The 24127-nt window shown below is 69.9% G+C and carries 21 protein-coding genes and 1 riboswitch; of the genes, 4 read left to right on the top strand and 17 right to left on the bottom strand.

The genetic code is table 11. From position 1 onward, the window contains the following. Positions 1 to 186: 186 nt before the first annotated feature. Positions 187 to 1329: a glycosyltransferase family 4 protein gene (locus ACZ5XS_RS17240; RefSeq protein WP_468652079.1), complete on the bottom strand. Its 1143-nt coding sequence runs from the start codon at positions 1327 to 1329 to the stop codon at positions 187 to 189. A 121-nt stretch (positions 1330 to 1450) separates the two neighbouring features. Here ACZ5XS_RS17240 and ACZ5XS_RS17245 point away from each other — a divergent pair, with 121 nt between their 5' ends. Beyond that, complete coding sequence (locus tag ACZ5XS_RS17245) at positions 1451 to 2689, top strand: glycosyltransferase 87 family protein (RefSeq protein WP_468652081.1); 1239 nt, start codon at positions 1451 to 1453, stop codon at positions 2687 to 2689. 387 nt (positions 2690 to 3076) lie between these two features. Here the strand turns inward: ACZ5XS_RS17245 and ACZ5XS_RS17250 are convergent, their stop codons facing one another. From ACZ5XS_RS17250 to ACZ5XS_RS17270, 5 genes are all read right to left on the bottom strand, one after another. Next, on the bottom strand, positions 3077 to 4270 hold the full coding sequence (locus ACZ5XS_RS17250; RefSeq protein ID WP_468652083.1) for a hypothetical protein: 1194 nt from the start codon (positions 4268 to 4270) through the stop codon (positions 3077 to 3079). Between the two features lie 34 nt (positions 4271 to 4304). Next, positions 4305 to 5327: a C40 family peptidase gene (locus tag ACZ5XS_RS17255; protein WP_468652084.1), complete on the bottom strand. Its 1023-nt coding sequence runs from the start codon at positions 5325 to 5327 to the stop codon at positions 4305 to 4307. Between the two features lie 240 nt (positions 5328 to 5567). Continuing rightward, on the bottom strand, positions 5568 to 6602 hold the full coding sequence (locus ACZ5XS_RS17260) for a C40 family peptidase (RefSeq protein WP_468652085.1): 1035 nt from the start codon (positions 6600 to 6602) through the stop codon (positions 5568 to 5570). A gap of 209 nt (positions 6603 to 6811) precedes the next feature. Continuing rightward, positions 6812 to 8155, bottom strand: a complete 1344-nt coding sequence (locus ACZ5XS_RS17265) for an NYN domain-containing protein (protein ID WP_468652086.1) — start codon at positions 8153 to 8155, stop codon at positions 6812 to 6814. Positions 8156 to 8188: 33 nt separating this feature from the next. Continuing rightward, positions 8189 to 8428 (bottom strand): hypothetical protein, encoded by a 240-nt coding sequence (locus ACZ5XS_RS17270; protein ID WP_030039328.1) that lies wholly within the window; start codon positions 8426 to 8428, stop codon positions 8189 to 8191. 167 nt (positions 8429 to 8595) lie between these two features. Between ACZ5XS_RS17270 and ACZ5XS_RS17275 the strand changes: the two genes are divergently transcribed. Together ACZ5XS_RS17275 and ACZ5XS_RS17280 are read left to right on the top strand one after the other, a co-directional pair. Then, positions 8596 to 9339 carry a rhomboid family intramembrane serine protease gene (locus ACZ5XS_RS17275; RefSeq protein WP_468652087.1) on the top strand — a complete coding sequence of 248 codons (744 nt, stop codon included), beginning with the start codon at positions 8596 to 8598 and terminating at the stop codon, positions 9337 to 9339. Further along, positions 9336 to 9617: an Lrp/AsnC family transcriptional regulator gene (locus tag ACZ5XS_RS17280; protein ID WP_217237187.1), complete on the top strand. Its 282-nt coding sequence runs from the start codon at positions 9336 to 9338 to the stop codon at positions 9615 to 9617. Before ACZ5XS_RS17275 ends, ACZ5XS_RS17280 begins: the two co-directional genes overlap by 4 nt. Here the strand turns inward: ACZ5XS_RS17280 and ACZ5XS_RS17285 are convergent. The 7 genes from ACZ5XS_RS17285 to ctaE all read right to left on the bottom strand — a co-directional run bounded on the left by ACZ5XS_RS17285 (position 9614) and on the right by ctaE (position 18951). Then, positions 9614 to 11755 (bottom strand): protein kinase domain-containing protein, encoded by a 2142-nt coding sequence (locus ACZ5XS_RS17285; protein ID WP_468652090.1) that lies wholly within the window; start codon positions 11753 to 11755, stop codon positions 9614 to 9616. The genes ACZ5XS_RS17280 and ACZ5XS_RS17285 overlap by 4 nt on opposite strands. A 67-nt stretch (positions 11756 to 11822) precedes the next feature. Further along, positions 11823 to 13181, bottom strand: a complete 1359-nt coding sequence (locus tag ACZ5XS_RS17290; protein WP_468652092.1) for an aminotransferase class V-fold PLP-dependent enzyme — start codon at positions 13179 to 13181, stop codon at positions 11823 to 11825. A 181-nt stretch (positions 13182 to 13362) separates the two neighbouring features. After that, a riboswitch (SAM riboswitch) is annotated at positions 13363 to 13479 on the bottom strand. Between the two features lie 86 nt (positions 13480 to 13565). Continuing rightward, positions 13566 to 14630 (bottom strand): anthranilate phosphoribosyltransferase, encoded by a 1065-nt coding sequence (gene trpD / locus ACZ5XS_RS17295; protein WP_468652094.1) that lies wholly within the window; start codon positions 14628 to 14630, stop codon positions 13566 to 13568. Between the two features lie 135 nt (positions 14631 to 14765). Continuing rightward, positions 14766 to 16406, bottom strand: a complete 1641-nt coding sequence (gene qcrB / locus ACZ5XS_RS17300) for a cytochrome bc1 complex cytochrome b subunit (RefSeq protein ID WP_468652096.1) — start codon at positions 16404 to 16406, stop codon at positions 14766 to 14768. After that, complete coding sequence (gene qcrA / locus ACZ5XS_RS17305) at positions 16403 to 17461, bottom strand: cytochrome bc1 complex Rieske iron-sulfur subunit (protein ID WP_468652098.1); 1059 nt, start codon at positions 17459 to 17461, stop codon at positions 16403 to 16405. The genes qcrB and qcrA overlap by 4 nt, the downstream gene beginning before the upstream one ends. Next, positions 17458 to 18267, bottom strand: a complete 810-nt coding sequence (gene qcrC / locus ACZ5XS_RS17310) for a cytochrome bc1 complex diheme cytochrome c subunit (protein WP_468652100.1) — start codon at positions 18265 to 18267, stop codon at positions 17458 to 17460. Before qcrC ends, qcrA begins: the two co-directional genes overlap by 4 nt. Before the next feature lie 63 nt (positions 18268 to 18330). Then, positions 18331 to 18951: an aa3-type cytochrome oxidase subunit III gene (gene ctaE / locus ACZ5XS_RS17315; RefSeq protein WP_217237180.1), complete on the bottom strand. Its 621-nt coding sequence runs from the start codon at positions 18949 to 18951 to the stop codon at positions 18331 to 18333. Between the two features lie 178 nt (positions 18952 to 19129). Here ctaE and ACZ5XS_RS17320 point away from each other — a divergent pair, with 178 nt between their 5' ends. Continuing rightward, complete coding sequence (locus ACZ5XS_RS17320) at positions 19130 to 19531, top strand: DNA-binding transcriptional response regulator (protein WP_217237179.1); 402 nt, start codon at positions 19130 to 19132, stop codon at positions 19529 to 19531. 11 nt (positions 19532 to 19542) lie between these two features. Here ACZ5XS_RS17320 and ACZ5XS_RS17325 read toward each other — a convergent pair whose 3' ends face one another. The 4 genes from ACZ5XS_RS17325 to ctaC all read right to left on the bottom strand — a co-directional run bounded on the left by ACZ5XS_RS17325 (position 19543) and on the right by ctaC (position 24029). Further along, a complete protein-coding gene (locus tag ACZ5XS_RS17325) occupies positions 19543 to 20805 on the bottom strand; it encodes a L,D-transpeptidase (RefSeq protein WP_468652102.1) in 1263 nt (420 codons plus the stop codon). Between the two features lie 130 nt (positions 20806 to 20935). After that, a complete protein-coding gene (locus ACZ5XS_RS17330; RefSeq protein ID WP_468652104.1) occupies positions 20936 to 21334 on the bottom strand; it encodes a cytochrome c oxidase subunit 4 in 399 nt (132 codons plus the stop codon). Continuing rightward, positions 21331 to 23073, bottom strand: a complete 1743-nt coding sequence (ctaD, locus tag ACZ5XS_RS17335) for an aa3-type cytochrome oxidase subunit I (RefSeq protein ID WP_217237176.1) — start codon at positions 23071 to 23073, stop codon at positions 21331 to 21333. Before ctaD ends, ACZ5XS_RS17330 begins: the two co-directional genes overlap by 4 nt. Beyond that, the gene (gene ctaC, locus ACZ5XS_RS17340; RefSeq protein WP_468652106.1) at positions 23070 to 24029 is read right to left on the bottom strand and encodes an aa3-type cytochrome oxidase subunit II; all 960 of its coding nucleotides are present in this window, start codon (positions 24027 to 24029) and stop codon (positions 23070 to 23072) included. The genes ctaD and ctaC overlap by 4 nt, the downstream gene beginning before the upstream one ends. Positions 24030 to 24127: the final 98 nt, after the last annotated feature.

Below are 24127 nucleotides of genomic sequence, written 5' to 3' on the forward strand. Positions count from 1 at the left end.
GCCAGCACAACCCGCGCACGCAGGGCCAGGGCCTGGGCCGATGTCGCCCGACGCGTCCACCGTTCCAACACTGCCCGCTCATCCGCGGACAGCAGCAACGGCTCCAGCTTCGGGCCCCGACGAGGAACTGACGCACCAGCAGCAGAAGTCACACCACAACTAACGATCAACTACTGGCGCAGGACACTAGAGCAACGTCCTCAGCTTCTCCGCCAGCAGGTCCCACCGCCACCTCTCCTCGACCCACGCCCGCCCCCGCTCCCCCATCCGGCGGCGCAGCTCGGCGTCCTGGAGGAGGACGAGGATCCGCTCGGCGGCCTCCTCGGTGGAGCCGCCGCGCACGACCCAGCCGGTCTCGCCGTCGAGGACGGCGTCCGGGGCGCCGCCGGAGTCACCGGCGACGACGGGCAGCCCGGTCGCGGAGGCCTCCAGGTAGACGATCCCGAGCCCCTCGACGTCGAGTCCGCCCCGCCGGGTCCGGCACGGCATCGCGAACACGTCACCGGCGCCGTAGTGCGCGGGCAGCTCGGCCCAGGGCACCGCGCCGGTGAAGCGGACCGAGCCGGCGACCCGGGTCTCCCGCGCGAGCCTGCGCAGCTCCTTCTCGTAGGGCCCGCCGCCCACGATCAGCAGCACGGCGTCCGGCTCGGCGGCCAGGATCCGGGGCATGGCGAGGATCAGCGTGTCCTGCCCCTTGCGCGGCACGAGCCGCGAGACGCACACGATCACCGGCCGCTCGGTCAGCCCGAGCCGGGCCCGGACCTCGGCACCGCCCGAGGCGGGGTGGAAGGTCTTCTCGTCGACCCCGGGCGGCAGCTGCACCATCCGCTCGGCCGCGGCCGGCGTCAGCGCGGCGGCGATCCGCGAGCGCGTGTACTCGCCGAGGTAGGTGATGGTGTCCGTGGACTCCCCGATCCGGCGCAGGAGCTGCCGCGCGGCGGGCAGCTGGGCCCACCCGGCCTCGTGCCCGTGGGTCGTGGCCACCAGCCGCTCGGCGCCCGCCTTCCGCAGCGCCGGCGCCATCAGCCCGAGCGGCGCCGCCGCCCCGAACCACACCGAGGTACACCCGTGCTCGCGCAGCAGACCGACGGCCCGCCGGGTCGCCGCGGGCGTCGGCAGCAGCATCGTCGTGGAGTCCCGTACGACGGTGAAGGGCTGCTCGGCGTCGAAGGCGGCACTCGCCTCGGCGCCCTCCCTGCCGCGCTTCCAGGTGGAGGCGTGGACGACGAGCCGCTCGGGGTCGAGCCGGAGGGCCATGTTGTGCAGGAACGCCTGGATGCCGCCCGGCCGCGGCGGGAAGTCGTTCGTGACGATCAGGGTCTTGTGCATCGCCGCAGACCCTACCGAACCGGCTGCTCACAGCCGTCCGCGGCCACCTTGTGGCACGCTCACAGGAGGGGACGACATCATGTTCCCCTCACGGCGGGAAATCGAACGAGCAGGGGATCACGTGGAGACGACGGGCACAAGGCGGTCTCTGCCGTGGCTGCTGGCGACCTGGGGTCTGACCAGGCTGTTGCTGCTGCTCTTCGTCTTCAAGGTGTACGTCTTCCCGGGCCCGGACGTCACCAGTGACGTCTCCGTCATCTACCAGGGCTGGTTCGAGGTGCTGCGCACCGGAACGTTTCCGCTGGACGACGTCACGTGGCAGTACCCGCCCGCCGCGGCCCTCGCGATCCTCTCCCCCGGCCTGCTCCCCTTCCTCGACTACGCGTCCGCCTTCTTCGTCCTCGCCTTCCTCGCCGACCTGGTCGCCCTGTCACTGCTGCTGTACGCGGGCGTGCGTCCGGGCAGGTGGCTGCGTGGTGCCTGGGTGTGGGTGATCGGCGTACCGCTGCTCGGCCCCACCGTCTACGCCCGCTACGACGTGATGGTCACCGCGGTCGCGGTCGCCGCCCTGCTCGCGGGCGCCCGGCACCCCCGGCTGATGGGCGCCCTCGCGGGCTTCGCGGCGATGTTGAAGGTGTGGCCTGCGCTGCTGCTCCTGGGCGTCCGGGGGCGCAGCGCCTGGACGTCGGCGGTGGCGGCCGTCGCCCTGCTCGCCGCGCTGTTCGCCGTCACAATGCCCGGCGCCTTCGCCTTCCTGACCTTCCAGCGCGACCGGGGCACCGAGGTCGAGTCCCTGGGCGCCCTGGTCTTCCACGTGGCCCGGCACTACGGCTGGGACGGCCAGGTGCTGCTCAACTACGGCTCGGTCGAGTTCCTCGGCCCGTGGGTGAACGTGGTGAGCACGGCCGCGCTGGCCCTGACCGGCATGACCTTCGGCTGGCTGCTGCTGTGGCGGCTGGTGGCGACCCGGTTCGAGGCGCACACGGCGGCCGACGCGGCGTTCGTGGGGGTGCTGATGTTCACCGTGACCAGCCGGGTCATCAGCCCGCAGTACATGGTGTGGCTGGTCGGCGTCGCGGCCGTCTGCCTGTGCTTCCGCGCCGGCCGGATGGGCGTGCCGGCGAGCCTGGTGCTGGTGGCGTGCTTCATGACGGTCCTGGAGTTCCCGTTCCGCTTCGCGGACGTGGTCACGAGCACCCCGCTCGGTATCACCCTGCTGGTCGTCCGCAACGGCCTGCTGGTGCTCGCCGCCGTCATCGCCGCCCGCCGGCTGTGGCGCTCGACGGTGCCGAAGCCCGTCCCGGCCGAGGCCCTCGACGATCACACCGCCCGTCCCAAGGAGACGTCCGCCTCCTCGTGACCCCGGCCCCTCAGCGACAGCACCGCTGCGCCGCCCTCAGCGGCCCTGTCCGCCCGGTCGGCGACGGCGCCCTCCACCCGGCGATCACCCGCCTGGTCACGGTGAGCACACTCGACCGACACCAAGCCGGGCATCAGCGCGGCCCCCCGCCGGATGCCGTCCCCGGCCGGCACCGGACGCGACGATCTGCTGGAGCGGCCGCGGCACCCCACGCAGGGGCGGCACCCCGGGCAGGCGGAGATCACGGCCCAGGTGCGCTTCCACACGCTCCTGGCGTTCCCACGGCACCTGCCCGACCGGCGGAGCAGGCCGCGGCGCTGCGTCGCCGTCCGGAGCTCCCGGAGACGCCCGCGAGCTGCCTGGCTCAAGGAGCCTCGCACAGCTCGATCAGCCCAGCTGATCCCGCAGATACTGCCGCCACTGCCCGGTGAACTCCCCCGGTGTCGTGTCGAGGACTTCCTTCATCGCGTCCTCGACCGCCCCCGCCCGCTTCTCGTGCCCGCCCACGGCCTTGTAGAACTCCTTCAGCCGCGCCTCGCCCCAGCGCTCGGCGATCATCCGGCAGGCCATCCAGCCGCCCTCGTAGGCCCGTGCGAGCCCGGCCGCGTCGCCGCTGAAGCCGAAGTCCCGGTCGGTCGGCAGCGCGGCCGGCGGCCTGCCCTCGGTCACGGCGTCCCACAGCTCGGGCGCGGCCTGGACCGGCGTCCGCCCGCTGCCGCGGTAACCGACCCAGTCGGCGTACCCCTCGGACAGCCACAGGGGCGTCGCGGGAGTGGTGTCGGAGCGGGTGGCGACATGGGTCGTCTCGTGGGTGAGCACGACCTGCTTGCCGACGACGCCTAGGACGCCGTACGCGTCGGGGTTGACGATGATCCGGTCCGCGGGCGCCTGCGCCGGAGCGCCCGTCTCGCCGGTGGTGACCGCCGCGATCCCGCGGTAGGAGGAGGCGGGTGAGCCCAGCAGCCCCGCCATGCCCTGAAGCGACTTCGGCACGAGCACGACGACCTGCCGGGACCAGCCGGTGCCCCACGCGTCCGACACGGCCGGCACCGCGCGGTCCGCCAGGTCGGCGTAGGAGTGCAGTTGCTCGCCGGACTGCCCGACCCCGAGGACCAGGCTGTGCTCACCCCGTACGGCCAGGACCTCGCCCTGGTCCCACAGTTGCTGGGCGGACTTCTTCGCGGGCTGCTCGGCGTCCACGTACCACTGTCCGCCCGCGTCCAGGCTCAGGGTGAGGGTGCGGCCGACGGTGACGGGGGCCCGGTCGTAGCCCTGGACGCGGTACCGCAGCTCGGCGTCCGCGGTGGCGGAACCGCCCCTGCGGTGCACGGCGGTGACGCGGTAGGACCAGTCGGCGAGCGGCACCGCGGTGAGGTTCGTGAACCAGCTCTGCGCGCCCGTCCGCACGAACGCCGCCCGGTCGCGGTCCAGAACCGCCCTCGCCCGCCGGTCCAGGACCCGCTGCACGTCGGCCTGCGCACGATCGGTGGCGGGTTTCCCCCCGCAGCCCACGAGGCCGACGAGCAACAACAGACACAGCGTGACGACTCCGCGTCCCGACGCCCGCCCTCGACCAGCCACGTTCCCGATCGTACGGTGACCCGCGGGCCCTTGGTCAGACCCTGGTGACGGTCGCACCCGGGATCATGCCCACCGGGTCGTAGCGCACGGGCGCCCCGGGATAAGGCGCGTGGATCACCTGGCCGTTGCCCATGTACATCGCCACATGGCTGGCGTCCGACCGGTAGGTGACCAGGTCGCCGGGCTGGGCCTGGGAGAGCGGGACCTGACGGCCCGCGTAGCGCTGGCCCTGCGAGGTGCGCGGCAGGGAGACACCGGCCTGCGCGTACGACCACTGCATCAGGCCCGAACAGTCGAAGCCCGAGGGGCCGTTGGCGCCCCACACGTACGGCTTGCCGAGCGCGGAGCGGGCGGCGTCGATCGCGGCGGCCGCACGGGCGGACGGCGGGACGACACCGCCGAGGTCGGGCATGTCGGAGCGGGAGGAGCGGGAGGACCGGTCGTAGGCGTCGCGCTCGCCGGACGGCAGGGCGTTGACGAGAGCGCGCGCCTTCGCGAGCTTCTTCTCGATGGTCCGCTTGTGGGAGGCGACGGCCTTGCGGCTCTGCTCCAGTTCGCCGAGCTTGCTCGCCGCCTCGGAGCGGTCCTGGGTGAGCACGCGCATGGCCTCCTGGAGGTTCTTGAGCTCGCCCGCATGGTGCGTGGTGATCCGGTCGAGGGCGGAGGCCTTGTCGAGGTAGTCGTCCGGGTCGTCGGAGAACAGCAGCGCGAGGGAGGGGTCGAGGCCGCCGGAGCGGTACTGGGCGCCGGCGAGTGAACCCAGCGCCTCCCGCATGCGGTTGATGCGCTCCTGCTGCCGGGCGATGCCGTCCTGTGCGGTGCCGACCTCCTCACGGAGGTCGTCGGCGCGCTCGTCGGCCTTGTTGTAGGCCTCGGTCGCCTGCTCCGCCTCCTCGTAGAGGCGGTCCACCTCCGCACGGGTGTCGTCGTGCGGCGCGGCGACGGCCGACGTGGCCGGCAGGACGCCGATGGCCGCGGCGACGGCTGACATGACACAGAGCGCTGCACTGGCGCCCCGGTCGAACCCGGACGGTGCATGGCGGCGATGGGACCCCACGGGAAGCCGCACTCCTTCCGCTGGCGGACAGGGAAACGCGGCAGACAGTAGCCCCGGGCAGGGGGTCCCACCAACGACCTTCGTGGGCACACAAAGTGACGCCCCGCCCAAGACGCAGGTCATGGGCGGGGCGCGAGGTCAGTTCATGTTGCCGTGATTCGCCCGAACGGGCGGTGCGGTGTCCCGATCTTGGTGGTGGCCGGATCCGTCCCGAAGACGATCAGATCCGTCTGCCGGTCCTCAGATCCGGACGCCGAACTGGAACGGCATGTTGTTGATCGACTCGTAGCGGACGACCGTGCCGGTGCGCGGGGCGTGCAGCACCTGGCCGTTGCCCGCGTAGAGACCGACGTGGTGGAGGTCGCCGTAGAAGATGACGAGGTCGCCGACCTTGAGCTGGCTCTGCGAGAAGATGCGCGTACCGGCGCTGGCCTGGGCCTGCGAGGTGCGCGGGATGCCGACGCCGGCCTGGGCGTAGGCCCAGGAGGTCAGGCCCGAGCAGTCGTAGGAGGCGGTGCCGGTGGCGCCGTAGACGTACGGCTTGCCGATCTGGGTCTGGGCGGCCTGGAAGGCGGCCATCGCCCGGCCGGAGCCGGCGGGGGCGTCACCGAGGTCCACGCGCTCGCCGGCGTCGCGGCTGGCGCGGGCGTCCTCGGCGGCGAGGGCGGCCTTCTCGGCGGCCGTCAGCGTGTTGAGGAGCTTCTGCGCCGAGGCGAGCTTGCTCTGGACTTCCTTCTTCTTCTTGCCCAGTTCGGTGCGGGTGCTCGCGAGGTCCTGGAGCTTCTCGGAGGCCTCGGAGCGGTCCTGGGCGAGCTCGCGCTGCTTCTCCTGGATCTTCTTCAGCGCCTCGACCTGCTGACCGCTCAGCTGGTCCATGGTCGACGCCTTGTCCAGGTAGTCGTCCGGGTCCGAGGAGAGGAACAGCTGGACCGAGGAGTCGATCGAGCCCGTGCGGTACTGGGCTGCGGCCGCCAGGCCTATGGAGTCGCGCAGCCCGTTGAGCTCTTCCTGGCCGCGGGCGACGTTGTCCTGGATCGTGGAGATCTCCTTCTGGAGCTTCTCCTGCTTCTCCGTGGCCCCGTTGAGCTTCTCGGTGGCCTGCTCGGCCTCTTCGTAGAGCTTGTCGACCTTGGCCTTGACCTCGTCCTTGCTGGGCTTCTCGCTCGGCGCGGCATTCGCGGCCTGCGAGCTCAGGGCGACGGCAGCGGCGGCTGCGGTGGTCAGCACGGTCACGCGTGCACGGCTCGGCTGCTTGGGTCGACGGTGGGACGCCACGGAGGTGAACTCCTTCTTTTGAGTGATCACCCGCTCGGAGGTTCGAGGCCAGACCCTAGTGACCTTCTTGTGATCAGTTCAAATCCTCACGAGGAAAATCTCGTCTCACCCTGCATTCTTTACACTCTACTCACATGCAGTGATGTCTGCTCGACGCTACGTCGCGTGACAGTTCCGTCAATTCGGGCATAGGGCCCGGAGGTTGACCTTCAGGACAATCGCTTGAGAAGCATCGCGGAAGCGATCGGGCGCGCCCCCGCCCGGGCCACCCCGTCGGCGACCTCGCGGTCGGTCGAGGCGACGATGAGCGGACGGCCCGGCGGCTCGGCGCGCACCAGCTGGCGGATCAACTCGTCGGCGGTGACGCCCGCCTTGGAGAAGAGCACCCGGACCCCGCGCGGCGGCGCCAGCAGCACCGGCGCGGCCAGTTCGGCCCCGTCGAAGACACACGTCACCTCCGCGCCGGTCTGCGCGGCGAGCTGCGAGAGCTGGCCGAGGAGCCTCAACCGCTGCTTCTCCAGGGGCATTTGGGGATAGCCGGTCTTGGTGACGTTGTAGCCGTCGACCACCAGATGGGCCTGCGGCAGAGCGAGGAGCTGGTCGAGGATCGCGGGGTCGTTCTCGGACAACGCCCGCGCCGCGATGTCCTTGGGAGTCATACGTCCCGGTTCGACCGCGTCCACGGTCTCGGCCGGCCGCACGGAGACCGGCGGCAAGGCGAGTTCCCGGCGCAGTCCCTGGGTCGCGTCGAGCAGGGTGTCGAGCAGCAGCCGTACCCGCATGTCCTCGACACTGCGGCCCTCGCGGGCCGCCTTGCGGGTGGCCTCCAGGGCCGCCTCCGCCTCGCCGAGCCGTGCCTTGAGCCGCCGGGACTCGCTCTCGGCGGCGGACAGCTGGGCGTGCCCCTCCGTGCGTACGGTCTCCATCTCGGCGTTCAATTTGCGCAGGGCCGCCTCGCCGCGCTTGACGTCGCTGAGGGCGGCGCGCAACTTGCGGTGCAGAGAATCCGCTTCCTTCTTGGCCGAGTCCAGCTCGGTGCGCAGCCGCTCGGTCTCGGTGCGGGTGTGCTCACGGGCCCGGTCGAGCTCCTCGCGCAGCCGCTCCAGTTCGGCCCGGCTCTCCTCGTCGGCGCGCTCGGCATCGGCCCGCTGGGCCTCCTCGCCGGCCGCGGTCACGAGCTTCACCCAGTCGGTGGGCCGCAGTACGTAGGCCGCGGCCGCCACGTCGAGCGGGTCCGCGGCCGGGGGCGGCGAGCCGGAGTCGAGGGCGCCGGAGAGCTCCGGCTGCGCCTCTCTGAACTTCTCCCCGATGCGCTGCCGGAACAGTGGATCGGTCTCCAGGGCGGCCGCCATGGCGTTGCCGGCGAACTTGGCCCGCCTGTTGGGCGCGAACCGGGCGTACTGTCGTAGCTGAGCGGGCAGTTCACCGACGGTCAGCCCGCCGAACCCGTCCGAGACGATCTGTACGACCCTGCGGCGCACGCCGTCGGGCAGCGGACGGTCGAGCACCTCAGCGGCGCCGTCGCCCGGCCCCCCGCCTGCGGTCTCCACCATCCTCACCCCATCGCCTGTGCGGGGCCCGCTCCCTCAGGAGCCGGCGCCCGGCCTGTCCACGAGTTCCACCTGATCCACGGCGTTGCACCAGCGGCAGCGCACCGACTCGATGGTCTCACTGACCACGTCGCGCTCCTCGACCTTCGGCTCACCGGCCAGGTCGAGGTGGACGTACTCGACCACCTTCGACGAGCGGGTCACGTCGAAGCGGGTGAGGTTGCCGCAGAGGGTGCAGCGCCACCGCGTCGAGGCAGTCGGCAGGGGAACCGTCATCGTGGCTGTTCGCCTTCCTTCTTGTTCCTTCTAGTGTCCGTGACGCGCCGGGCACCCCGGTGCGTGTGGCTCGTTACCCTACGGCCTGGCGGGTACTCACCGCTCCGCCGTCCACGGCGGCGAGGCGGTCTGTGTCGTTCGGTCCCCTTACGTCATGCTCTGTGTCCATGATCAGCAACAGGAGCGGGACGGTCGGCAGAGCGGTCGGGGCGGTCCGGTGGCCGTCGGCACCGGTGACGTACGGGCTGATCGCCGGGTGCGGTCTTCTCTTCCTGGTCGGCCCGGCATCGGGGTTCAATCCGACGTACGGCTCGGGCGACGCGCTGCTCGCCGCGCAGCGCACCTACTTCCACCGCTGGGGTGTCATCCCCGCCGAACTGTTCGAGGGGTCGGGGCGGGCCGCGCTCACCCCCGCGACCGCCCTCTTCGTGCACGGCAGCTGGGTCCACCTGCTGGGCAACATGCTCTTCCTCTACGTCTTCGGCGTGCTGACCGAGGAACGGATGGGCCGCGTCCAGTTCACCCTCTTCTACCTGGGCTGCGGCTACCTGGCCCTGCTGGGCTACGCGGCCGCGAACGCGGACTCCGAGCAGTCCCTGGTCGGTGCGTCCGGGGCGATCTCGGCGGTCCTCGGCGCGTTCCTGTACCTGTTCCCCCGAGCCCGCGTCACCAGTCTCCTGCCGTTCCTCTTCTTCCTCCCCCTGCGCTTCCCCGCCTGGGTCGTCCTCCCCTTCTGGGCGGCCCTCCAGTGGCTGGCCGCGGGCCGGGCCGGCCAGGGCCCCGGTGTGGCCTACCTGGCCCATCTGGTGGGCTTCGGCCTGGGCCTCGCCTTCGCGTGGGTGCGCTTCGGGCGTGGGACTAGAGTGAAGCCCGCCCCAGCTCCGGCCCCCGAGGGAGAGAACCAGCCGTGATCACCGCGATCGTCCTGATCAAGACCAGCGTGGACCGGATCCCCGAGATCGCCGAGTCGATCGCGGCGCTGGAGAACGTCAGCGAGGTCTTCTCCGTGACCGGGACGTACGACCTGATCGCCATGGTCCGAGTGAAGCGGCACGAGGACCTGGCGGAGGTCATCCCCGGCCGGATCAGCAAGATCCCCGGCGTGGAGGGAACGGACACCCACGTGGCGTTCCGGACGTACTCCCAGCACGACCTGGAGGCGGCGTTCGCGATCGGCCTGGACAGCTAGGGCTTCTTGAGCGCGAGGACGGTGATTCCGTCGGCGGTCGCGGCGTAGACGCGTCCGTCGCGGACGACCGGGCTCTGGGTGCCGACGGACGCTCCCCCCTCCACCCGCTTCCGCCAGGTCCGCCTGCCCTGGCGGTCGAAGCCGTAGAGCGTCGCGCCCTGGCGCGCGTAGAGCGTGTCCCCCGCGACGGCCGGATCGCTGTACTGGATCCCCTCGTCGGTGAACCGGAAGGTCCACGCCCGGGACCCGTCGGCCGGGTTCAGCGCGACGAGTTCGTAGTCGGTCGCGGTGACGCCGAGACCGCCGAAGGCGACACAGCTGAGGTAGCGGCTGCCGTACAGCATCTCGTCGGCCTTGTGCCACAAGGTCTTTCCGGACCTGCTGACACCGTGCAGCGACTGCTCACCTCCCGACCCGACCAGCAGCGTGTCTCCGACCAGCGTGGGTCGCCCGGTGTCCGCTCCCACCCTCGTCGCCCACAGCCGCTTCCCGGTCTTCGCGTCCAGGGCCTGCATCTCGTCCCCGAAGGTGCCGACGTACACCACTGAGTCCGCCACCATGGGTTCGCCGGTGGGCGCCGCCCCTGTCGGTGTGCTCCAGCGCACGCTGCCGTCGGGCGCGTACGCCCGCACCCCGCCCTCGTCCGACGAAGAGGCGTAGGAAACCAGAACCAGTCCGCCCGCGGCCACCGGGACCTGGCCGTTCGAGGCGACCGGCCGGGTCCAGCGCACGGTGCCGTCCCGGCCGAGCGCGCACAGCTTGGACGCGCCCTCCTGCCCGTCGAAGAGCAGGCAGTACACGCCGTGGGCAGTGGCCAGCGGGGACATGACCTCGCCGCCCAGTGCGGTGTGCCAGACACTCAGGCCGTTCAGGTCCACCGCGTGCAGGGAGCCGTCCGAGCCGCCGACGTACACCCGCCTGCCGTCGGGCGACAGCGAGGCACAGGGCCCGTGTCTTCCGCCCAGTCCCGCGACCTTGTACTGCCAGCCCACGAGAGGCGTTCCCGTCGCGGAGGATCCGCCCGCGGCCCCTTGCCTGCCGTCCGACGAGTCCCGCAGCAGCAGCCATCCGCCGAGGCCCCCGGCCGCCACCACCCCCGCGCCACCGGTCAGCGCCCCCAGCAGCCGTCGCCGCGAGGGCGGCCGCGGCGGTGCCTTGGCGACCGCCGGTAAGTCCCTGACCGTCACGGGCGCCACGTACTCGACCCGGCTCTCCCGCTCCCCCGACCCGTGCTCCGGGATCCAGCGCTCACCGCCCCCGACGGACTCGGCCCCTGCGGGGGCACCGGCCGCGTACCACCCCGGCCGCAGGCCCTCGCGCAGCGAACGCGCGGTGTGCCCGGTCGCCGCGACCACGTCCGCGGGCGTCGGCCGGGCGCCCGGATCGTCCCGCAGACACGCCTCCACCAGCGGCAGATGGTCCTTCGGTACGGCCGACAGGTCGACGTCCCCGGTCAGGATCCGCAGCAGGACGACCGAATCCTGCCCCTCGCCGAACGGCTCCTCACCGCCGGACGCGTAGGCGAGCACCGCGCCCAGCGAGAACACGTCACTGGCCGGCCCCACCTGGGCACCGTTGCGGATCTGCTCGGGCGAGACGTAGCCGACCGAACCGACGACCACCCCGGTCCGGGTCAGCGCCGTCCCTTCCAGGGCCCGGACGATCCCGAAGTCGATCACCCGGGGACCGTCCTGAGCCAGCAGGATGTTGGACGGCTTGAGGTCCCGGTGCACCAGCGCCTTGGCGTGGATCGCGGCGAGCGCCTCGGCGAGCGCGGCCGCCAGCAGCCGTACCGCGTCGCCCGTCAGGGGGCCGCCGTCGAGCACCGCGTCCCGCAGGTTCGGCCCGTCGACGAACTCGGTGGCCATCCACGGCCGTGGGGCCTCGGTGTCCGCGTCCACGACCCGCGCGGTGTACGTCCCCGCCCCGCCGACGGTCTGCGCGGCCCGCACCTCGTGCCGGAACCGTGCCCGGAAGGTGCGGTCCTCCGCCTGCTCGGCCCGCACCACCTTCACGGCCAGCCGCGGCCCGCGCCGCGCCTCGGCGAGATACACCTCGCCCATGCCGCCGGACCCGAGCCTGCCCAGAACCTCGTAGGGGCCGATGACCCGAGGATCCGTCTCGCGCAGCTCCTGCACCCCGTGCTCCCCCTACGTCGTACGGCTGCCGAGAGGGAGCGTATACGTGCTGCCGGACGTCAGTCCCTCAGACCGCCGGGACGCAGCGCCCGTCCTCGGTGCGGTAGTTCCACTTCGCGCCGTCCCGGACGAGTTCCTTCACCGCGTTCACGAACCGCTCCACGTGCTCGTCGGGGGTGCCCGCGCCGAAGCTCACCCGGATGGCGTTGAGGGACTTCTCGCCGGGCGCGGCCTCGGGGGCGCCGCACTCGCCCTGCGTCTGCGGGTCGCTGCCGAGCAGGGTGCGGACCAGCGGGTGGGCGCAGAACAGGCCGTCGCGGACGCCGATGCCGTACTCGGCGGAGAGCGCGGCGGCGAAGTGGGAGCTGTTCCAGCCCTCGACGACGAAGGAGATCACGCCGACCCGCGGGGCGTCGTCGCCGAACAGGGAGAGGACCCTGACCTCGGGCACCTCGGCGAGGCCCGCGCGGACCGTGCCGATCAGGTACTGCTCGCGGGCGACCAGCGTGTCGAAGCCGGCCTCCGTGAGGGCCTTGCAGGCGGAGGCCACGGAGTAGGCGCCGATGACGTTCGGGGAACCGGCCTCGTGCCGGGCGGCGCTCTCGTGCCACTCCACGTCCACTCCCCCGTCCCTGCGACGCGTGACCTTGCGGCTGGCGCCGCCGCCCGCGAGGTACGGCTCCGCCGCGCGCAGCCAGTCGGCCCGGCCGGCCAGCACGCCGGTGCCGAAGGGCGCGTACAGCTTGTGCCCGGAGAAGGCGACCCAGTCGACGTCGAGGTCCCGCAGCGACACCGGGTGGTGCGGGGCCAACTGGGCGGCGTCCAGGACGATCCGGGCACCGTGCGCGTGCGCGGCGGCGGCCAGCTCCCGTACCGGCCACAGCTCGCCGGTGACGTTGGAGGCGCCGGTCACGCAGACCAGCGCCGGGCCCGGGTCACGGTCGGCGAGGGCGCGCTCCAGGGTCGCCACCGCCTGAAGCGGGGTGCGCGGGGCGTCGAGGTAGCTGACGCGGGCGTTCTGCCAGGGCAGCAGCGAGGCGTGGTGCTCGGTCTCGAAGACGAAGACCTGGCAGTCGGCCGGGAGCGCGGCGGCCAGGAGGTTCAGGGAGTCTGTGGTGGACCGGGTGAAGACCACCTGGTCCTCGGCCCGGCAGTCGAGGAACTCGGCGACCGTCTCGCGGGCGCTCTCGAAGAGGTCGGTGGACAGCTGGGAGAGGTAGCCGGCGCCGCGGTGGACGCTGCCGTAGTAGGGCGCGTACGCCGCCACGTCGTCCCAGACCCGCTGCAGGGCCGGCGCGCTGGCCGCGTAGTCGAGCGCGGCGTAGGTGACCTCGCCGCCGGTGACGAGCGGGACGGTGACGTCCCGGCCGAGAACGGGCAGCGGGGCGCAGACGGACCGGGCGGCGGCAGCGGTGGGGACAGACATGGCGAACTCCCGTGAGAGGCAGGCGACATCACCACGCGAGCGGACGGTGCTCGAGCGCGGGTGAAGGGAAAAGGGGGGATGCGGAGGTGGGGCTCTGCGGCCCTATCGCATTCGCTTGCTCACGGAAAGCTCCCTCGACGACCAGGACCCCTGGTACTGCGCTCGTTGCAGAGCGACGAGGGGTCCGCGCTTGCCGCAGGCCTTGCTGCCTACGACCTGGTCTTCACCCGGGGCACCCCGCCACGGACGGAGGGTTGCCGGACAGTCGGCCGGGGCCTCATGACTGTCACTCATGACCTGGTTCAGAAACGTACGCGAAGCGATCGTGGTCCCGCAACCCGAGTCCGGATCGCGGGACATCACCACATCATCGCCCCAGGGGCGCTACGCGTTGCTGGCCGCCACCCAGCGCTCCAGCGTCCGCTTGGCCGCGCCGGAGTCGATCGCCGCCGCCGCCTTGTCCATCCCGGCGCGCAGCTGCACGGCCAGCGGCGCTCCGGTGGGCTCCAGGGCCACCAGCGCCGCGGCCGAGTTCAGGAGCACGGCGTCCCGCACCGGGCCCGCCTCGCCGTCCAGCAGCCGTCGTGCGACCTCCGCGTTGTACGAGGAGTCCGCGCCGCGCAGCGCCTCCACCGGCACCAGTTCGAGGCCGACGTCCCGCGGGTCGAAGGCCTCCTCGGTGACCTTGCCGTCAGCGACGATCCACACCCGGGAGGTGGCCGTGGTCGTCAGCTCGTCGAGGCCGTCGTCACCGCGGAACACCAGCGCGGAGGAGCCGCGCTCGGCCAGTACGCCGGCGATGAGCCCCGCCATCCGGGTGTCGAAGCAGCCGATCGCCGAGGCGGTGACCTTGGCGGGGTTGGTCAGCGGACCGAGCAGGTTGAACGAGGTCGGGATGCCCAGGTCCCGCCGGACCGCGCCGACGAACCGCATCGAGGGGTGGAACTTGGCCGCGAAGCAGAAGGTGATCCCGGCCTCCTCCACCACGCGCGCCACGCCCTCGGGCGACAGGTCCAGGTTGATGCCGAGCTTCTCCAGCACGTCGGACGAGCCGCTCGCCGAGGACGACGCCCGGTTGCCGTGCTTGACGACCTTCGCCCCGGTGCCCGCGATCACGATGGCGGACATCGTCGAGATGTTGACCGTCTTGGCCCGGTCTCCGCCGGTACCGACGATGTCGACGGCCGGACCCGGGATGTGCAGCGGCTGCGCGTGCGAGTACATCGCCTCGACGAGGCCGTTGATCTCCTCGACCGTCTCGCCCTTGGCCCGCAGCGCCACCATGAAGCCCGCGATCTGCGCGTCCGTGGCCTCGCCGCTCATGAAGCGGTCCATCGCCCACGCCGTGTCCGTGGCGCTCAGGTCCTGCCCGCCGAGCAGTGCGCCCAGTACCTCGGGCCAGGAACGGTCCGCCGCGGTGTCGCCTCCAGCGGGGGTCACAGCGCTCATAAGCCGCTCCTGGATCAGTCCCGCACGGCGGGACGCGAGTCTCGAGGTGTCCCACCCTATCCAGCCGAGGGGCACGGCAAAGGGCCCCGTCCGGTCTGCGGACGGGGCCCTTCCCGCGCGTGGCGAGCGCAGCGATCAGTGGTGGCCGTGGCCGCTCGTGATCTCCTTGTACTCCTCGACGGTCGGCTTGGGGATCTGGGCCTCTTCGCCGTAGTACGCCTCGCTGAGCTTGGCGCGCAGCCTCTCGGAGCCCTTCACCTTGCGCTCGACGCCGTTCTCGTCGACCGTCGGGCCGATCTGCGCCGGCACGTACTGCTCGTGCGCCGTGAGCGTGTGCAGCTGCTCCTGGCTGAGCGGCTCGTGCACCTCGATGAACTCACCGTGCGGCAGGCGCTTGATGATGCCCGACTCGCGGCCGTGCAGCACCTTGTCCTTGTCGCGGCGCTGGAGGCCGAGGCAGATCCGCTTGGTGACGACGAACGCGATGACCGGCGCGACGAAGAACGCGATGCGGACGAACCAGGTGATCGCGTTGATCGACAGGTGGAAGTGGGTGGCGAACAGGTCGTTTCCACCACCGATCAGCAGCACCATGTACCAGGTGATCCACGCGACGCCGAAGGCCGTGCGCGTCGGCACGTTGCGCGGGCGGTCCAGGATGTGGTGCTCGCGCTTGTCGCCGGTGACCCAGGACTCGATGAACGGGTAGACCGCGATCGCGACCAGGACCAGCGGGAAGATCATCAGCGGGATGAACACGCCCAGGACGAGCGTGTGGCCCCAGAAGTTGATCTCCCAGCCCGGCATGACACGGATCAGGCCCTCGGAGAAGCCCATGTACCAGTCGGGCTGGGCGCCGGTGGACACCTGGTCCGGGCGGTAGGGGCCCATGGTCCAGATCGGGTTGATCGAGGCGATCGCCGAGATGGCCGCGATGACACCGAAGACCAGGAAGAAGAAGCCTCCGGCCTTGGCCATGTAGACCGGGAGCAGCGGCATGCCGACGACGTTCTTGTTCGTCTTGCCGGGGCCCGCGAACTGCGTGTGCTTGTGGTAGAAGACCAGGATCAGGTGGGCGACGACCAGGCCGAGCATGATGCCCGGCAGCAGCAGCACGTGGACCGAGTAGAAGCGGGCCACGAAGTCGCCGCCCGGGAACTCCCCGCCGAAGAGGAAGAACGACAGGTACGTGCCGACGATCGGCACGGACAGGACCGCGCCCTCCATGAAGCGGACACCGGTGCCGGAGAGCAGGTCGTCCGGGAGCGAGTAGCCGGTGAACCCGGTGAACATGCCCAGGACGAACAGCAGGAAGCCGAACAGCCAGTTGACCTCACGCGGCTTGCGGAACGCACCCGTGAAGAACACGCGCATCATGTGCACGAACATGCCGGCGAGGAAGATCAGCGCCGCCCAGTGGTGGATCTGCCGGATCAGCAGGCCACCGCGCACCTCGAAGGAGATGTGCATGGTCGAGTTGAACGCCTCGGACATCAGCTGGCCCTGCAGCGGGACGTAGCTGCCGTGGTACTCCACCTCGTTCATCGACGGGTGGAAGAACAGCGTCAGGTACACACCCGTGAGGATGATGATGATGAAGCTGTAGAGGCAGATCTCACCCAGCATGAACGACCAGTGGTCGGGGAAGATCTTGCGCATGTTGGCCTTGGCCAGGGAGTAGATCCCCAGGCGGCCGTCGGCCCAGTCGGCTACCCGCTCGCCGGCGGGTGCCTTCTCGCGCGAGCGCGAGTCCTTGGTGGTGGTCTCAGTGCTCATCCGCGCTCCCAGAAAGCAGGACCGACGGGCTCATCGAAGTCGCCGAGCGCCTCGAGGTAGCCCTCGTCGTTCACGCCGATCCGCAACTGCGGCAGGGCGTGACCGGCGGGGCCGAAGATCACCCGGGCACCGTCGGAGAGGTCGAAGGTGGACTGGTGGCAGGGGCACAGCACGTGGTGCGTCTGCTGCTCGTACAGGGAGATCGGGCAACCGACGTGGGTGCAGATCTTCGAGTACGCCACGATGCCCTCGTGCGACCACTCGAGCTCGCGCTTGTCCTTGATGTTGTCCGGCTGGATCCGGACGATCATCAGGGCGGCCTTGGCGATCTCGGTCTGGAACTCGTGGTCGTGCTCCTCCAGGCCCTCGGGCTTGGCGAACGTCAGCGAACCCACCGCGACGTCCGAGGGACGCAGCGGCTCGTTGGTGTTCATGTTGACGAGCAGCTTGCCCTTGGACCACAGGGTGTGGCGCAGCTTGGTGCCGGGCAGCGGACCGAGGTCGCGCAGCAGCATCACGCCGGAGAGCGGGAACAGGGCCAGCGCGCCGAACATCGTGTTGCGGATCAGCTTGCGACGGCCGAGCGCGGACTCCTTGGCGCCCTGCTTGAAGTCGGCCATGACCTTGGCCTTGACTTCGGGCGCCGCCTCGATCGGGTGGCGCTCGTCGGCGATCTCCTCGTCGGACATCAGCGTGCGGGCCCAGTGGACCGCGCCCGCGCCGATCAGGAAGAGCGCCGCGCCCAGGGTCAGGCCCAGCGCGAAGTTCAGCGCGTTGATGTGCCCGATCGTGAAGACGTAGATCGTCTTGTCGTGCGGGATCGTCACGTACGAGACGATGAAGCCGACGGTGGCCAGCATCGACAGCACGAACATCATGGCGACCGTGCGCTCGGACCGCTTGGCGGCCCGTTCGTCGATGTCCTGGATGCGGTGCTCGTGGGGCGGCAGTCCGGGGTCGGCGAACGGGTTCTTCTCGTCCGCGACGCCTACCGCGCCGTGCGCGTGGTCCTGCTCAGCGGGCAGGTTCTCTTCGGGAATGTCTTGGCTACTCATGACTTCTTGGCCTTTGCGGTCCGAGCGGCGACCCAGACGGCGACCGCGATCAGCCCGCCGAGTCCGAAGATCCAGGCGAACAGGCCCTCGCTGACGGGACCGAGTCCGCCCAGCTCAAGGCCGCCGGGGCTCTCGGTGTCGTCACCGTTGACCGCGTCGAGGTACGCGATGATGTCCTTCTTGTTCTGCTCCGACAGCGTGGTGTCGGGGAAGGAGGGCATGTTCTGCGGGCCGGTCTGCATGGCCTCGTAGATGTGCTTCGGGGAGACGCCCTCGAGGTCGGGTGCGAACTTGCCGTGCGTCAGCGCGCCGCCCTTGCCGGTGAAGTTGTGGCACTGCGCGCAGTTGGTGCGGAACAGTTCGCCGCCCTTGGCGATGTCGGCGCCCTCGGGGTTGACCTGCGCCTCGGTCGGGACGTTCGGACCGGCACCCAGCGAGGAGATGAACGCCGCGAGCTGGTCGATCTCGGCCTGCGAGTAGATGTTCCTCTTCTTCGGGACCTGCGCGCCCGGCTGCTGGGCCGGCATACGGCCGGTGCCGACCTGGAAGTCGACGGCCGCGGCGCCCACGCCCACGAGGCTCGGACCGTCAGTGGTGCCCTGACCACCGGTGCCGTGGCAGCTGGCGCAGCCGACGGCGTAGAGCTTCTTGCCCTCGTCGATGGCCAGGGACTGGGCGGTTGTGTCTGCCTTCGCCTCGCTCGTGGGTGCGAGCAGGACGTACAGCCCCCCGGTGCATGCCAGCGCGAGGAGTAGGACGACGACCGCCGCCAACGGATGGCGTCGTCGTGCGGAGAGCTTTTTCACGGATTACTCCGGTGTCAGGATCTTCTGCGTCGATGCTTCTGGAATGTGCGGGAGCGGGCCCGACTACTTGATCATGTAGATCGTGGCGAAGAGGCCGATCCAGACGACATCGACGAAGTGCCAGTAGTAGGACACGACAATGGCCGCGGTCGCCTGCTCGTGCGTGAACCTCTTCGCCGCGTAGGTGCGGCCGAGGACGAACAGGAAGGCGATGAGGCCGCCCGTCACGTGCATGCCGTGGAAGCCGGTGGTCAGGTAGAACACCGAGCCGTACGGGTCCGAGGAGAGCGAGAGCCCGTCCTTCTTGACCAGCTCGGTGTACTCGTACACCTGACCGCCGATGAAGATCGCACCCATGATGAAGGTGACGATGAACCACATCCGGAGCTTCTTCACATCACCGCGCTCGGCAGCGAACACGCCGAGCTGACAGGTGAGGGAGGAGAGCACCAGGATCGTGGTGTTGGTCGCAGAGAACGGGAAGTTCAGACTGTGCGCCATCTCCTTCCAGTGATCAGGACCCGTCACCGATCGCAGGGTGAAGTACATCGCGAAGAGGGCCGCGAAGAACATCAGCTCGGAACTCAGCCAGATGATGGTTCCGACGCTGGTGAGGTTCGGCCGGTTGACCGACGGGTGCGCGTGCCCGGTTTCTACTGTCGTTGCTGTCGCCACGACCGACATTATGTCGGTCGCTTATCCCGCCCTCACTCCCGGGGGTGCCGTTCGGAGTGTTCGTAGCGCGTGGACTGCCCGTATGGCCCAGGGGAGCGGTGTCCCCACAGGTGTTGACGAGGGTGTCAAAGGAGTAGCATCCGCCGCATCGGTCCTGTCCGTACGACGCTGACGTCCCGGAGGAAGCATGCAGCCGACTGCCACGGTGCTGGTCTACAGCGACGACTCCAACACCCGCGAGCAGGTGCGGTTGGCCACCGGGCGCAGGCCCGCTCCCGATGTCCCGGTGGTGGAGTTCATCGAGTGCGCGACCCCGGCTGCCGTGATCAAGGAACTGGACAGGGGCGGCATCGACGTCTGCGTCCTGGACGGTGAGGCCGCGCCCATGGGTGGCATGGGTCTGTGCCGTCAGATCAAGGACGAGATCTTCAACTGCCCGCCGGTGCTGCTGCTGATCGGCCGGCCGCAGGACGCGTGGCTCGCCACGTGGAGCCGTGCGGAGGCGGCTGTGACGCTGCCGGTGGACCCGGTGGAGTTCGCGGCGGCGCTTGCCTCGCTGTTGCGGCGGCAGAGCGCCCTGAGCGCCTGACAGGGCTTCTCTCAGACCGACTGGGGACGCAGTCGCGCCCGCTCCTCCGCAAGGGGGGCGTTCGGCGTGCCCGCGGCGAGGGCGCTGCCCATGCGCCACTTGTCCCAGCCGAGGTTCCAGTCGCCGAAGCCGTTGCCGAAGCTCTCCATCGTGTGACCTTGTGAGTTGACGACCTCGACGACGTCGCCCTCGCGGACCGTCTTGAAGAACCAGGCCGCGTTGTCGGTGCTCATGCCGGTGCAGCCGTGGCTGACGTTGGCAGAGCCCTGGGAGCCGACGGACCAGGGGGCGGCGTGCACGTACTCGCCGCTCCAGGTGACGCGGGTCGCGTAGTAGACCGGGAGGTCGTACGACTCCGCGGAGCCCTCGGCGATGCCGATGCTGGTGCCGCGCATGCGTACGAAGTACTCCTTGCCCAGGACGACCTTGACCCCGTTGCGGGTCTCGAAGCCGGGCTTGCCGGTGGTGACCGGGATCTGCTTGATGACCTCGCCGTTCTTGTGCACCGCCATCGAGTGCGAGGAGGCGTCGGTCACCGCGATGACGCGGTCGCCCGTGCTGATCTTCAGCGGCTTGACCTTGCCGCCCCACAGCCGGTCGCCGATCTTGATGCCGTCCAGGTTGCTGCGGACCTGGATGGTGGCGTGGGAGGGCCAGTACTCCCTGGGGCGGTAGTGGAGCTCCTTGTCGTCCACCCAGTGCCAGGCCCCGGACGCGGCGGGCATCGAGTCGACCCGGAGGGCGCTCTCGATGACCGCCCGCTGGGCCTTGTCCTTGACGGGCATGCTCAGCTCGGCGGTGATGGGCTGGCCGACGCCGTACGTGCCCGCCTTGGGCCCGAAGGTCACCTTCAGGCGCTTCTTGCCGTGGGGCTTGCCGGTGTCGAAGCTGAGGACGCGGCGGCCGGGCGCCCCGTCCTCGTCCTCGGTGCTCACCCGGACCGTGTAGTGGGCGTTGGCGGCCAGCGGGGTGGTGCTGTGCCAGCGTCCGCCGTCGGCGGAGAGTTCACCGGCCAGGTACCGCCCCGCCGCGTCTATGGCCGTGACGTCGGTGATACGGCCGTCGTCGTCCTCGGCGGTGACTTCCAGGGGTTTGTCGGGGTCGACCTTCTTGCCGTTGCCGGTGAGGCCCTTGAAGGAGATCAGGTCCGCCGCGTCGTACGGCGTGGCGGACAACGGGTTGTCGTCGCTGCCGCAGGCGGTGACGCCCGCGCCGAGGGCGATCACCAGCAGCGTGCAGCCGACGACGGTACGGGTGCGGGGTACGTGGCTCATGACTTCACGCTAGGGAGATCCGTCAAGGGCGGCGCGCCGGGTGACTCGTACGAGTGACACGCATTGCGGCAAAAGCAGGAGCCCGGACGCTCCTGACGGAGTGTCCGGGCTCCTGGGAGCTCAGCTCGTGCTACTGAGTGCGGTTCTCACCACGGTAGTACTCGAAGACCCAGCCCCACAGACCGATCATGATCAGCGGCGCCGAGAAGTACATCAGCCACCAGCCGATCGCGACCGACAGGAACGCGAGGGCGCCGCCGATCGCGAGGGAGAGCGGCTGCCAGCTGTGCGGGCTGAAGAACCCGACCTCGCCGGCGTCGTCCGCGACGTCCGCTTCCTTGTTGTCCTGCGCGCCCGCGTCGACCCGCCGGGCCGTGAAGCCCAGGTAGAAGCCGATCATGATGGACAGACCGAAGGCCAGGAAGAGGGCCGTGGTGCCGGCCGGCTCCTTCGACCACACGCCATAGACGATCGCCATGGCGAGGATGAAGACGCTCAGCCAGATGAACATCCTGCCCTGGATCTTCACTTGCCGGCCTCCTTGCCGCCGTTGCCGGCCAGAGCCTTGTCACCGTGAGGCGCGTTCTCGAGCTGGTCGAGAGCGGCGACCTCGGGGTGGTGCAGGTCGAACGCCGGGGATTCGCTGCGGATCCGCGGCAGGGTGAGGAAGTTGTGCCGCGGGGGCGGGCACGAGGTCGCCCACTCCAGCGAGCGGCCGTAGCCCCACGGGTCGTCGACGCCGACCGGCTTGCCGTACTTGGCCGTCTTCCACACGTTGTAGAGGAACGGCAGGATCGACAGGCCGAGCAGGAAGGAGCTGATCGTCGAGATCGTGTTCAGGGCGGTGAAGCCGTCGGCCGCGAGGTAGTCCGCGTAACGACGAGGCATGCCCTCGGCACCCAGCCAGTGCTGGACCAGGAAGGTTCCGTGGAAGCCGATGAACAGCGTCCAGAACGTGATCTTGCCGAGGCGCTCGTCGAGCATCTTGCCGGTGAACTTCGGCCACCAGAAGTGGAAGCCGGAGAACATCGCGAAGACGACGGTGCCGAAGACGACGTAGTGGAAGTGCGCCACCACGAAGTACGAGTCGGAGACGTGGAAGTCCATCGGCGGCGAGGCCAGGATGACACCGGTCAGACCACCGAAGGTGAAGGTGATCAGGAAGCCGGTCGCCCACAGCATCGGGGTCTCGAAACTCAGGGACCCCTTCCACATCGTTCCGATCCAGTTGAAGAACTTCACACCCGTGGGCACGGCGATGAGGAACGTCATGAAGGAGAAGAACGGCAGCAGCACACCGCCGGTGACGTACATGTGGTGCGCCCACACCGTCACGGACAGGCCCGCGATGGAGATGGTCGCCGCGATCAGGCCCATGTAGCCGAACATCGGCTTGCGGGAGAACACCGGGATCACTTCGGAGATGATCCCGAAGAACGGCAAGGCGATGATGTACACCTCTGGATGGCCGAAGAACCAGAAGAGGTGTTGCCACAGCAACGCGCCGCCGTTGGCCGGATCGAAGATGTGTGCGCCGAACTTCCGATCCGCCTCCAGCGCGAACAGCGCGGCCGCGAGGACGGGGAAGGCGAGCAGGACCAGGACGGCGGTCAGCAGCACGTTCCAGGTGAAGATCGGCATGCGGAACATCGTCATGCCGGGGGCGCGCATGCAGATGATGGTCGTGATGAAGTTGACCGCGCCGAGGATGGTGCCGAAGCCGGAGAAGGCCAGACCCATGATCCACATGTCGGCGCCGATGCCCGGGGAGCGGATCGCGTCGGACAGCGGGGTGTAGGCGAACCAGCCGAAGTCGGCCGCGCCCTGCGGGGTGAGGAAGCCGCCGACCGCGATCGTCGAGCCGAACAGGTACAGCCAGTAGGCGAACATGTTCAGCCGCGGGAACGCCACGTCGGGCGCGCCGATCTGCAGCGGCATGATCCAGTTCGTGAAACCGGCGAACAGTGGCGTCGCGAACATCAGCAGCATGATCGTGCCGTGCATCGTGAACGCCTGGTTGAACTGCTCGTTCGACATGATCTGCAGGCCCGGACGGGCCAGCTCGGCGCGCATGAACAGCGCCATCACGCCGCCGATCATGAAGAACGCGAACGACGTGACCAGGTACAGCGTGCCGATCGTCTTGTGGTCAGTGGTGGTGAGCCACTTGATGACGACTTCGCCACGGCGCTGGCGCCGGACCGGCAGCTCGTCCTCGTAGTGAGAGCCTGCTGCCGCGGCACCCTGAGGTTCGTTGAGGATGCTCACAGGTTGTTCGTCTCCCGGTTCTTCTCGTGGCTCGTCTGAGCGATGCCGGCGGGAATGTAACCGGTCTGCCCCTTCTTGGCGAGGTCCTTGAGGTGCTGCTCGTAGCGCTCGGGGGAGACGACCTTCACGTTGAACAGCATCCGGGAGTGGTCGACGCCGCACAGCTCGGCGCACTTGCCCAGGAAGGTGCCCTCCTTGTTGGGGGTCACCTCGAAGGCGTTGGTGTGGCCCGGGATGACGTCCTGCTTCATGAGGAACGGCACCACCCAGAAGGAGTGGATGACATCACGCGAGGTGAGGACGAAGCGGACCGTCTTGCCCTTGGGGAGCCAGAGGGTCGGGCCGGGGTTGCCGGTCTGCGGGTTCCGCGTCTTGGGCGTGCCGACGTCGTAGACACCGCCGGCGTCGGCCGGGAAGTCCTCCTTGAACCGGTCCGGAATCGCGTCCAGGTTCTTGTCGGTCTTCGCGTCACCCGTGGAACCTTCGACGGGCACGACGTAGTTGAAGCCCCAGCTCCACTGGAAGCCGACGACGTTGATCGTGACGTCGGGCTGCTTCTTGAGGCTGAGGAGCTTCGACTCGTCGCGGGCCGTGAAGTAGAAGAGGACCGAGACGATGATGAGCGGGACCACCGTGTACAGCGCCTCGATGGGCATGTTGTACCGGGTCTGCGGAGGGACCTCGACCTTGGTGCGGGTGCGCCGGTGGAAGAACGCACTCCAGAGGATCAGGCCCCACACCAGCACGCCGACGGCGAGCGCGGCAGCCCAGGAGCCCTGCCACAGGGAGAGGATCCGCGGAGCCTCTTCCGTGGTGGGGGTGGGCATACCAAGGCGTGGGAAGTCCTTGTATGTGCAACCGGTCGCGGTCGCCAGGACCAGGCCGGCGGTCATTGCCTGCAGCAGCTTCCGCCGCATCGGGCGCCGCGGCGAGCGGTCGGAGCCGTTGGGACTCACGTAGCGCCTTCCCGAGAGTCTCGCCCGCGCGGTTGAGCTGCGGCCTTCTCGCTGGTCGGTCGCCGCCCTGCGTCGGGCAGGGGTTTGGATGTTTATGC

The sequence above is a fragment of the Streptomyces sp. NPDC033131 genome (assembly GCF_055578365.1).